The organism is Mesorhizobium sp., from assembly GCF_004963255.1.
In the GTDB taxonomy this organism is placed as follows: Bacteria; Pseudomonadota; Alphaproteobacteria; order Rhizobiales; family Rhizobiaceae; genus Mesorhizobium.
Map to the genome: position 1 here is coordinate 130,170 of NZ_SUGA01000012.1, position 11,157 is coordinate 141,326.

The 11,157-nt window shown below is 63.1% G+C and carries 9 protein-coding genes; 2 read left to right on the forward strand and 7 right to left on the reverse strand.

Annotated features, from left to right (window positions below; all coding sequences use genetic code 11):
• Positions 1-28: 28 nt before the first annotated feature.
• Positions 29-988: a sugar ABC transporter permease gene (locus tag E5X34_RS15680; RefSeq protein WP_292566291.1), complete on the forward strand. Its 960-nt coding sequence runs from the start codon at positions 29-31 to the stop codon at positions 986-988.
• A complete protein-coding gene (locus E5X34_RS15685; RefSeq protein ID WP_042638767.1) occupies positions 985-1,875 on the forward strand; it encodes a carbohydrate ABC transporter permease in 891 nt (296 codons plus the stop codon). The genes E5X34_RS15680 and E5X34_RS15685 overlap by 4 nt, the downstream gene beginning before the upstream one ends.
• Here E5X34_RS15685 and E5X34_RS15690 read toward each other — a convergent pair.
• From E5X34_RS15690 to E5X34_RS15720, 7 genes are all read right to left on the reverse strand, one after another.
• Positions 1,872-2,825: an IS481 family transposase gene (locus tag E5X34_RS15690; RefSeq protein ID WP_063169259.1), complete on the reverse strand. Its 954-nt coding sequence runs from the start codon at positions 2,823-2,825 to the stop codon at positions 1,872-1,874. The genes E5X34_RS15685 and E5X34_RS15690 overlap by 4 nt on opposite strands.
• A 995-nt stretch (positions 2,826-3,820) precedes the next feature.
• The gene (locus E5X34_RS15695; protein WP_063169436.1) at positions 3,821-4,483 is read right to left on the reverse strand and encodes an SMC-Scp complex subunit ScpB; all 663 of its coding nucleotides are present in this window, start codon (positions 4,481-4,483) and stop codon (positions 3,821-3,823) included.
• A 2-nt stretch (positions 4,484-4,485) separates the two neighbouring features.
• Positions 4,486-5,442: a DUF1403 family protein gene (locus E5X34_RS15700; protein ID WP_127247273.1), complete on the reverse strand. Its 957-nt coding sequence runs from the start codon at positions 5,440-5,442 to the stop codon at positions 4,486-4,488.
• Between the two features lie 784 nt (positions 5,443-6,226).
• Positions 6,227-7,456 carry an HlyD family efflux transporter periplasmic adaptor subunit gene (locus E5X34_RS15705; RefSeq protein WP_292566293.1) on the reverse strand — a complete coding sequence of 410 codons (1,230 nt, stop codon included), beginning with the start codon at positions 7,454-7,456 and terminating at the stop codon, positions 6,227-6,229.
• 5 nt (positions 7,457-7,461) lie between these two features.
• Complete coding sequence (locus tag E5X34_RS15710) at positions 7,462-9,825, reverse strand: ABC transporter permease (protein WP_292566295.1); 2,364 nt, start codon at positions 9,823-9,825, stop codon at positions 7,462-7,464.
• Positions 9,826-9,829: 4 nt separating this feature from the next.
• Positions 9,830-10,537, reverse strand: a complete 708-nt coding sequence (locus E5X34_RS15715) for an ABC transporter ATP-binding protein (protein ID WP_292566298.1) — start codon at positions 10,535-10,537, stop codon at positions 9,830-9,832.
• A 3-nt stretch (positions 10,538-10,540) separates the two neighbouring features.
• Positions 10,541-11,005 (reverse strand): hypothetical protein, encoded by a 465-nt coding sequence (locus E5X34_RS15720; RefSeq protein ID WP_292566301.1) that lies wholly within the window; start codon positions 11,003-11,005, stop codon positions 10,541-10,543.
• Positions 11,006-11,157: the final 152 nt, after the last annotated feature.

Here is an 11,157-nt window from a genome sequence, read left to right on the forward strand (position 1 = left end):
TCGTTCCGATGAACAAGGGCACGCCAAAGTGACGATCGTGAGCGGCAAGGCCGAGGCTCGCCGAAGACTGCAATCCGCCAGGTCCGATGTGCTCCGCAAGATGTGGGAGCATCGCGCCGACTATGCCTATGTGCTTCCGGCGATTGCCGTGATGCTCATCGTCATCGCCTATCCGATCTACTATACGATCGAGCTGTCCTTCTTCAACACGCCGCCCGGCCTGCAGCTTCGCGACAAGATCTTCGTCGGTTTCAACAACTACACGGCCATCCTGACCAGCGGGGTGTTCTGGCAGGTCACCTTCAACACCCTGATCTGGACAGTCGCATCCACTTTCTTTTCCTTCGTGCTCGGCTTTGCCGCCGCGCTGGCGCTGCATCGCGACTTTGTCGGCCGCGGCGTCCTGCGCGCCATTCTCATCATTCCCTGGGTCATCAGCGCGGTCGCCGCCTCCTATATCTGGAAGTGGATCTACCATTCGGATTTCGGGATTATCGGCGCGATACTGGTCGAGCTCGGATGGGCCGAGCGGCCGCCGAATTTCATCGACAGCGTGTCAACGGTGCTGCCCTCGCTGATCGTCGTCAACATCTGGCGCGAGTTTCCGTTCGCCATGATCATGATGACGGCCGGTCTGCAGACCGTTCCCGAACAGTTGTTGCGCGCTGCGAAAGTCGACGGCGCCAACGCGTGGCAACGCTTCTGGCACGTCACCTTCCCACATTTGCGCAATGTCTCGACGGTGACGATCCTGCTGCTCGCGGTCGCCAACTTCAACTCCTTCATCATCCCCTGGATTATGACCGGCGGCGGTCCGTCCAACGCTTCGCATATCTGGATCACCCACATCTACGAACTTGCCTTCGGCCGCCAGCGCTGGGGCGTGGCATCGGCCTATTCGGTGCTTCTGTTCATCATCCTGATGACGCTCGGCTACTTCTATGTCCGCGCGCTGAGCGGCAACGAGCGGAAGGACGGCAGCGCATGAGCACGGTTTCCGAGACAATCTCACGAGGCCAATCCGCTCGCCGCATGCGTGTCGACGGGTGGCGATGGGGCGGGCGCGTCTTCCTGGTGTTCATGCTGCTTTACACCGCGCTGCCGATGATCTGGATGCTGCTCACCTCGATCAAGTCCGGCTTCGCGGCGATGCAGTTTCCGCCGCAATGGTGGCCTGACCAACCGACCCTCGACAGCTATCAGAAACTGCTCGATCCGCAGAACAGCGTTGGCCAGGATTTCCTGCGCTTCTTCTGGAACAGTCTCATCGTCTCGACCGCCACAACCATCCTTTCGGTGATCGTGGCGGTTCCCGCTGCCTACGCGTTCTCGCGCTTCACCTTCCCGGGCCGGAACTTCCTGTTCTTCGCCGTCCTGCTGCGCAACATGTTCCCGGCGGTGATCTTCCTCGTGCCGCTCTTCATCCTGATGCGCGCGATCGGGCTGGTGAACACTCATGGATCGCTTGTGCTGACCTACCTCACCTTCGGACTGCCGCTGGCGATCTGGCTGTTGAAGGGCTTTTACGACAACATCCCGGTGCAGCTCGAGCAGGCGGCGCGCATCGACGGCGCAACGCGGTTCCAGGCCTTCATGCTGATCGTGATGCCGCTCTCGACGCCGGGCATCATCGCCACCGCGATCTATTCCTTCATCGGCGCCTGGAACGAGTACATCTACGCCTACACCTTCCTCTCCAAGAACGAACAGCTGACGCTGCCTGTCGGCATCCAGCGTTTCTTCTCGGAGAACACGACGGACTTTCCTGGCCTGATGGCGGCCAGCTTCATGATGAGCGTGCCCGTCGTGGTGCTGTTTCTCCTCCTGCAACGATACTTCGTACGCGCCCTTACGGAGGGCGCGGTCAAGCACTAGGTGTGGAGCTTCAACAGGTTGTCCTCGATCAGGGCGAGGCGACTGATAGGCGTTTTTGACTTTAGGCTGCCATGTGGACGATGCCAATTGTATCTGTGCAGCCAGACAGGCAGTTCGGCGGCACGATGATCGGATGTCGGATAGGCAATGGCGTAGGCCCATTCGCGCAGTGCTGTCTGGATGAAGCGCTCGGCCTTGCCATTGGTCTTGGGCGTATAGGGTCTTGTCGTGACGTGCTTGAGGCCGAGATCGCGGCAGGCCTTGGCGAAGGCCTTTGATCTGTAGCAGGAGCCGTTGTCGGTCATGACGCGGGCTATCGTGACGCCGAGGCTGGCGTAATAGGCGACCGCGGCCTTGAGGAAGGCGATGGCGCACTCCTTTTTCTCGTCGGGCAGGATTTGCGAGAAGGCGATGCGGGACGCGTCGTCGATGCAGACATGGACGAACTCCCAGCCGGCGCCGCGCGACTTGCCCTTTTGCGGATCGCCGGTGATACGATGGCCGACTTGGCTGAAGCGGCCGAGCTTCTTGATGTCGATATGGATCATCTCGCCGGGATGCTCCCGCTCGTAGCGCCGGACCGGTTCGGCCGGCTCGATATCCCTGAGCCGCGACAGCCCGGCACGCTTGAGAACCCGGCTGACGGTGGCGGGCGAGACGCCGACCTCATGGGCGATGTGCTTGCCGGTCAGCCGCTGGCGACGCAAGGCTGCGATGCGCTCGGCCACGGACTGTTCGGTCAGGCTCGGCATGACGGTGGGCCGCGACGAGCGGTCGACCATGCCGGCCCGCCCTTTGGTCTTATAGCGCTCGACCCAGCGCGCCACGATCTTGGCCGACACGCCATAGACGCGCGCCGCATGGGCTTTGGAAAAAGCGCCTTCTATCACCGATAACGCCATCTCCTCTCGACGCAGCGGTGTGAGACGGGCATTCTTGTGGATGTTCATTCGGACCCTCCGATGGATGCTGAAGCGTGGTAACTCCAGTCTCCTCGGTCCGGTCCGAATGGACAACCTCTCGAAAGCTCACACCTAGAACTCCTCTTGAAAGCGTATCTAGCTTCAAAGGGCGTGTCGAAACGCGGTCTCCGGCTCGGCTTCGGTCACAAGATCGAGGACATTTACGAAGCCGCAGTGGCCCTAGGAATGCCGCCGATTGGGAACGTGAAGATGATTGCCAACAACCTTGACCTGATGAATTCTCAGCAAGATTTTAGGTACCCGTCGGGGTACAAGCTGAATGTCCCGCCGCCGAGCTTCTGCCGAGAAACGTATAACGCTCTCCACACAGCGATCGAGCCGAGGATCCCCACCGAGGTACTGAAAGCCAACCTCAAATTTCATTGGGATTTTCGGGGGAAGACTGTCATTTGGAAGGACGAATAGCCCGAGGATGATCTTCCCCATCTACGTTGGCGTTCTTATGGCGCTGCTGTCAGCATCCGCCATTGGCGGTGGCGGCAAGGCGATCTTGTTGGGATGGCCGCCTCGCTGACAATGGCCGGGATGGGCACTCGCCGGCTGGCTAGGTTCTTAGCAGGCCATAGCCGGCTGTCTGGTGGAGATCGTCTTTCAGGGCTTTGATCGTCTGTGAAAGGTCGCGAACCTTGTCCATCAGCGTCTGAATGGTCGCCCCGATGGGCTGGATCTTAACGCCTCAATCGTCGCGAGAAGCTCAAGGTAGACGTGGTTCAATTGAACTTTCTCCCTTCGAGAGCTCTCAATGGTGATCGACATGTGCGACCAGGCTCGATCAATTGCCTGTTCGCTTATCCTTCATCGACAAGCGGACGCGTGCCGCCACCTCCCTTCCGTCACGCGAAGGACCCAGCCGGCGAGACCAGACGGCGTGCGTGGCGCAATCTTCTATGTGACGAGCGGCGAGATCGCGTGTGTCCCGCCGTGATGGGATCATCTATTCGTCGAGCGCGGCGCTGGCGCCATCATCGTCGATATCTGCAAACCCTGGGATGATCCAGCAGCTTCTCCTTCGACAGCAGCCCGGCGTCCTCGAGCGCCTCGAAATCCGGCAGCTGGCGCAGCGTGTCGAGCCCGAACTGCGACAGAAAAGTTTTGGTCGTCACATAGGTGTAGGGCGCGCCCGGCTGCGGGCTGCGCGGCCCCGAGGCGACCAGCTGCTCAGCGCGCAGCACGCCGATCAGGTCACGTGACACCTCCTTGCCGAAAAAGCTCGACAGCTCGCCACGGGTGATCGGCTGGAAATAGGCAATGCACATCAAGACAAGCGCCTCCGCCTGCGACAGTTCTTTTGCTCCCTCGCCCGCTGCCGTGCCGAAGGCTGCGTGAATGGCGTCGCCAAAAACCTTTTTGGTCCGGTGCTGCCAGCCGCCGGCGACCGCGACCAGCTCGTAAGGGCGGCCGGCGAGTTCGGCGCGAATGTCGTCGATGATCAGCTCGATATTGCAGTTTTTTCCCACCACCCGCGCGAGGACACTACGTGTCACCGGTTCATTTGCCGCAAAGATCACCGCTTCGACGCGGGCCATCCATTCGCACCAGCGCAGCTCCGGCGGCAGATGTTCCAGTTCGGTGTCGAGCAGCGCCGGCTGATCGTTTGGCTTGCGGCGGGCGGACGCTTCGCTCATCGCTACAGCCCGAACAGCCGGAATGTGGGGCGGCCGGAGAGCTCGCGCACGACCTCCAGTTGCTGCAGCCGTTCGAACAGCCGTCGCGATGCAAAGCGCGACAGATTGTCCGTCGTCAGCGATCCGGACACGGCGTCTTCACTGAGCAGCAGAAAGATTACGTCGCCGGCGCCTTTGGCGCGCAGTTTCGGCGCCACCGCCAGGAGTTTTTCGGCCCGGCGCGACAGCTCGGCGGCCAACCGACAAGCGTCCGCGGCGGCCGCGACGAGCGCGATGCAAACCGCCCGCTCAAAATTCTTGTCCCCGGGCCGGATGCGCCGGCCACCGCCGGCCTCGGTGCGGAAAGATGGTCCAAAACCCTGCGCCATTAGGAGCGGCAGGGGCTGCGGCCAGCCCAGGCGTTGCGCCAGTACCAGGTCGGCGAGCCACCAGCCAAAGAGTTCGGCATCGGGACGCATGGCGACGACCTCAGCGGCGATCGCCGCGGCGTCGAATGGCGCCGACCGCTGGGATACCCCGAGTTTTTCGATCTGCGTGCAAAGGTCGGCGAGCGCGGCGCCGTCCCAATGGAGGCCAAGCTGGTCGAGTATCTTCCCGAGCCGGCCGGGCGTAGCGGCGGGCGGCTGCCTGGCCAACTGCCGCCAGGCGCCAAAGACGGCGCCTGCGGGACCGGGGTCAGCACGTAGGGGACGCAAATGCCAGGCATCGCGCAAGGCGGCCGCATCCTCGGCGCGGCCGGCGAGCCGCATGCTGGAGGCGGCGCAGCGAACCGCCAGCCGCTGCCGCCAAGCGCCGGCCCAGGCTGCCTGCGCGCGGGCGAGCGTGTCGAGGGCACCCAGGGCGGCGCCGGCCCGGAAGGCGGCGTCGCCGTCACTCGGCGCGCCGGCGCTTGTGATCGCCCACGCGGGAACGGAGGGCGGCGCAGAGGAGCTGGCGGTCGCGGGATCGAGGTGAATCATAATTTGGAGAGTAAAGTGCCGGTGCGCTTTTCGCCATGATTTTCGTGCCAAAACGCACAGCCTGTCGGATCAGCACAACGACTGATAGTGTTGCATTATCAATCTCTTCACGAGTTCGTCCCTGCTAAGCCATTTGGCCAACAAGTAAGTCTCGACAGGGCACCTTTTTGCGCAGCCGGACGAAACTCCGTTCGGAAATGTGCCGGCTCGCGGCGTAGGAGCCTGCTCAGGTTCAGATGTCATGAAGGCATCTAACGCCCGATCTGCCGCGCAACTTCGGTCCCATATTCATTGCCGACGGGGTATCTGAGGGCGACGTTTTTTGCGGGTTTTTCCTGGTCGGCTTTGGAGGTGATGCTGGCGCCGATTGTCACAGGCTACTTCACTATCTGTTCCTTGACCGATGAGATCTTTTGCGCTGCGGCGCTCCCGTCTTTGCTGTGGGTCACCTTCTGACCCAAGCCCCAACGTACACACGCGGGAGTGTCCTACAAGCCATCGGTTTCGACAGATCGGATGGATTGGGCAGGCGAGCCCAAAAGCTGCGAGCTTAGAGCGGTTATAAATCGTAGTTGTAGCTGTGTAACAAACTGTGTAACAAAAAGCGCGAAAAGACTAGTATTTTCAGTATCATAGAGGTGAAAGGGAATCCCTCCCTCTCCGCCATCCTGCCTCGCGTTGCGCGCTTTGCAGGACAAATCCGCGAATTCTCCTCAACGCGAAGCGGGATGCCCTCCGAAGCCTCGGCGAAGGAGGGCCCAGGGCAGCTTACAGGCCGACCGGGCTATCGAACGCTCCGCTCGCGCACGGCCACGCCGTCGCCCACCCGGTCGCTCGGGTGCAGGACGACCCGATCGCCTTCCGACAGGCCGGACTCGACCTCGGCCATCCTGCTGTCCCGGTGGCCGATCTTGACTACGACCGTGCGCGCCCGTCCGGCCTCGGCGAGATACACGGCCCAGTCGTCGCCCTGCCGGAACAGTGCCGCCACCGGGACGCCAAGGACATTGTCGCCCCGCCAATTCGTCACGTGCACGATCACGCGATAGTCGTGCCCAAGCTGCGACCACATCTCGGCGGGTTCGACGATATCGATCTCCGTGTGGACGCGCTGCTCCTCGATCCCAAGCGCCGAGACCTTGAGAAACCCGGCCGGGTCGATCCGCGTCACCTTGCCCTGAAGCGCGGGCCCGCCCCAACCGTCGATCCGGACGGCGGCACCGGGCCTGATCTGAACCGCGTCGGTCGAGAGCAGGTCCGCCGCCACCTGCAGGTCGCGCGGGTCGCCGATCTCGACAAGCGGTGCGCCCGGCTGGACCATGCCCTCGCTCTCCTGAACGATCTTCAGGATGCGGCCGCTCACCGGCGCACGAAGTTGGACGCAGCAGGCCGGATCGGATGGTGTGACATCTCCGGCAGGCTGGCCGAGCCGCGCCTGGATCATCGCCTGTTCATTGCGCCGGACTTCGACCTGCGCCTTCGCGCTCGCCAAGGCTGCCTCGTTGGTGTCCACTTCGAACTTCGCCTTGTCGAGGGCGTTCTGCGAAATCGCTCCGGACTTGGCCAGCCTTTCAGCGCGATCGAGTTCGGTGCGCGAATATGCAAGCGCCGCCTCAAGACGTTTCACCTCCGCTTCCGCGAACGTCACGGCGGCTTCTGCCGCGCCAAGCGCCGCCAACAGTTCTTCGTGCGTGCGAACATCGTGGAGACCGGGGATGGTCGGCTGCATGACCGCCACCACCGTCTCGTCCTTGGCTACCTCGTCTCCGACATGATGCGGCGGCGAAATTCTGAGCACCTTACCGGCGATCGGCGCGGATACCGTGTAGATGTGCCGCACCTCGGTCTTGGCCTCGTCATCGACGGTCACCTCCATCGGACCCTTGGCTACCGTCGCCAGGTCGACGGGAATCGGCTGCGGCCATGCGAACCAGATCGCCGTTGCGGCGATCAGGCCAAAGGCCGCGATGCCACCGATTCTCCTCATCCAGTTGGTCATCGATCTGGTGCGCATGGTCTTCAATCCCGCGTCTTGAGAACAGCAACGAGGTCGAGCTGATTAACCCGCCTGCGGACGATCAGGGCGGAGAGCACAGCCGCCGTAATGACGATCGCGCTGGCGAAGACATAAGTGGCAGGCTCGACAACCAGGCGTACCCGCATCAGTTCGCCGGCCAGGTTCGTCTTCATGATCCAGGCAAGAGCATAGCCGAGGGCCCAGCCCGGCGGCTGCGCGATCAAGGTCAACAGCGCGAGTTCAAAGAGAAGGATGCCGAGCACTTCGCCGCGGGTGAAGCCAAGCACCCGCAGGCTTGCCAGTTCCCGGGCCCGCTCGGACAGCGAGACACGGGCGTTGTTGTAAACCACGCCGAACGCGATGACGGCTGCGAGACCCGTGTAGATGCTGGACATCGTCGTGACCAGAAGCGCCACGGCGTCGCGGAAAGTGGCGAGGGACGCCGTCTGCAGAGCCAGGCTGCTCACCACCGGCATGGCCTTGACCGCCGCGTAGAACTCGTCCTGCCTGGTCTTGTCCAGGCTGACGCTCACCCCGTTCGCCATCGGCGCTTCGCGCAGCAGCCTGGCGAGCGCTTCCTCGTCCATCATCCCGCGCATGCCGAGATAGTCCTCGACCAGCGCCGCCACCGGAAGCGAGACCGTCCGGCGCTCGCTGTCGAGCAGATCGACCTCGACGGTGTCGCCGACCCGCACCTTGAGTATCTTGGCTAGCATGTCCGAGATCGCGAGGCCCGATTCCGGCAGGACCACCGGCCGGAGATCGGCATCGATGATACGGTTGAGTTCCGCCCCGCGCGGCCTGGCGCGGATCATGATGCGGCGCTCGACATGGCCATTGCGGATGCGGACCTGGACTTCTCGATAGGGTTCCGCATTCAGCACTCCGGGAAGCCTCGCAATCTGGAAGGCCACTTCCCTCGGGCGCTTCTCGAAAAAGCTGACAGTGGCGTCCTGCCGATCCGCGAGGAAGTAGGTTACGTCGACGAGCTGCTCCATCGTGCCCTTCGTGAAGAGCGACACGATCAGGATCGCCGTCGCCAGCGACATGCCGAATGCGGTGAGAAAGGATCGAACTGGATGATTCGCGACGTTGCGCAGCATCATTCTCATCGGCTGCGAGACAAGGCCGGCCGCGCTGAGGCTCAATGGCAGCGTTCGGCGGAAAACCGGCGGCGCCGGCGGCTGCATGGCAACCGCGGGCGCCAGATTGACGACTTCGCGCAAGCCGCGCAGCGCGCCGATTGCAGCGGCAAACGCGCTCAGTCCCGCCGCCGCGACGTAGAGATCGGAGCTCTTGGTGAACAGCAGAAACGGGAAGCGGAAAAAGTCGGCGAATATTCCGGTCACATAGCTGCCGAGCCAGGTGCCGATCACGCTGCCGATGACGATGCCGGCCGCCGTGATGACGCCTACAAATTTCAGGTAGTGCAGGACGATGCCGGCATTGTGGTAGCCGAGTGCCTTCACCAGGCCGATCTGCTCGCGCTCAAGCGAAACGAGGCGGCTGAGGGTGAGGTTCACAAGAAATGCCGAAACCAGCAGGAAGATCGGCGGCAGCGTGCGGCTCATGTTGTTGAGCATGTCGAGCTCGTGGTCGAGCCAGGCATGCGACGTCTGGTCCTTGCGCCCGTAGGCAGCGTGCCCGCCATAGCGATCGAGCAGGCTGTCGAGACGCATCATCACCTCGCGCTCCGACGTTCCCGGCAGCAGCTTCAGCGACACCGACGAAAAAGCGTCTTCGAGATCATAGGCGCTGGCCACAGCCCGTTCGGACATCCAGATGACGCCGAAGCGGTGGCCATCGGGCATGATGTCGCCGGGGCCGACGGCATAGATGTATTCGGGAGAAAGTGCGATGCCGACGATCGTCAGATCGCGCCTGCGACCGTTGAGGGTCGCCGCGAAGCTCGAGCCCAGGGTGAACCGGTGCGCTTCGGCGAAGGTCTCATTGACGACGACCTCGTCGTCCCGGCTCGGATCCGGCGTGCGGCCCGCACGCATATAGAGGCGATTGAGCTTCGGCTCGCCGATCTCGGGCAGCGAGATGACCACGCCGGTGGCCGGAGCCGTCAGGCCCGGTGTTTCGAGCAGCGCGAACTGTGCGATGCGTGCATCGACGGCCGCCACGCCTGGAATCTCGGCGATCCGGCCGAGGAGAGCTTTCGGCGCCCGTCGCACGGTGGCGAAGACATCGGCGAAGCGGTAGCGCTCGTAATAGGCCGTCCTCGTCTCGTCGAGAGAACGGTAGGAGCCGACGGCAAGCAGAAGCGTTGCCACGCCGCCGCCGACCACCAGCGCGATGGCCAATGCCTGCGCCCAAAGGCGGACGAGATCGCGCAACAGCTTTATGTCCAGGGCGCGCATGTCTTCACCACTGCAGCTCGGCGACGGCGCGCCGGGCTTCGTTGGTGATGGCCTTCGATATCTGCCCGTCGCTGAAGAACAGAACCCGGTGCGCGACCTCCTGGATGATGGCGTTGTGGGTGATGATGACGGTGGTCGTGCCGAGTTCGGCATTGACCTTCATCAGCGCATCGATCACCCGAACGCCTGTCCTGGAGTCGAGCGCGCCTGTCGGCTCGTCGCACAGCAGCACTTCCGGACGCTTGGCGATCGCGCGGGCGATGGCGACGCGCTGCTGCTCGCCGCCGGACAGCTGCGCCGGGAAATGATGCATGCGCGGCTCCAGTCCAACGAGGGCGAGAGCTTCCTCGGGGCGCATCGGATCGTCGGCAATCTCGGTGACCAGCGCGACGTTTTCGTAGGCCGTCAGGCTCGGGATCAAATTGTAGAACTGGAACACAAAACCGACGTGGCGGCGGCGATAGGATGTCAGCCCCCGGTCATCGAGGCCGGTCAGCCGCAAATCCTTGAAGAACAGCTCGCCGCTGCTCGCGTGATCGAGCCCGCCCATGATGTTGAGCAAGGTCGATTTCCCGCTGCCCGACGGACCGAGCAGGACGACCACTTCCCCTGCCGAGATCTCCAGGTTCACGCCGCGCAGGGCGTGCACTTGCGACTCGCCCGAGACGTAGGTCTTGGTGAGGTCCTTCGCGGTGAAGACAGGGTCGGACATGGATCACTCCGCCCTGCCTGCCCGCATGGCAGCTTGCCTGAGCTCGACCAGGAACATGCCCACGCCCGCGGCCCATAGGATCGCGATAGCCAGCAAGGCCCACCGGAAATCGGATTCTATGGCGAAGTTGACGACGACCATCCATCCGATGGAGGCGACGCCGGCGGCGAGCACGCCCAGAAGAGCCCACCGCTCGTGCCGCCGGAACGACGTCACGGCGACCGTGACGGTGAGGATGCCCGAGGCGACGGCATACCCGCCGAGCACCTGAAACACGCGCTCGAGCCACGATGCCATGCGTGGCTGCTCGGCCTGAAGCTGTTGCAGCGACAGACCGACGAACCGCACGTCCTCCGGCAGGAGCGGCGGCCGGAAGAACACGAAGAAGGCGCCGATGCAGAAGAGCGCCACACCGAAGACCGCGAGCAGGATCGCCGAGAACGGCCAGGATCGGCGGTGCCGCGTCATGGCGCAAGGCCTCGTCCAGGGCCGCCGACCGACCCGCCGGACAACCGGTTCCAGCTCGGAATGAATCCCGGAACCTGTGTCATGTATTTGCGATAGACGTCGCCGAATTCGGCAATCGCTTCGCGCTCCTCGGCCCGCGCCAGCCTCACATA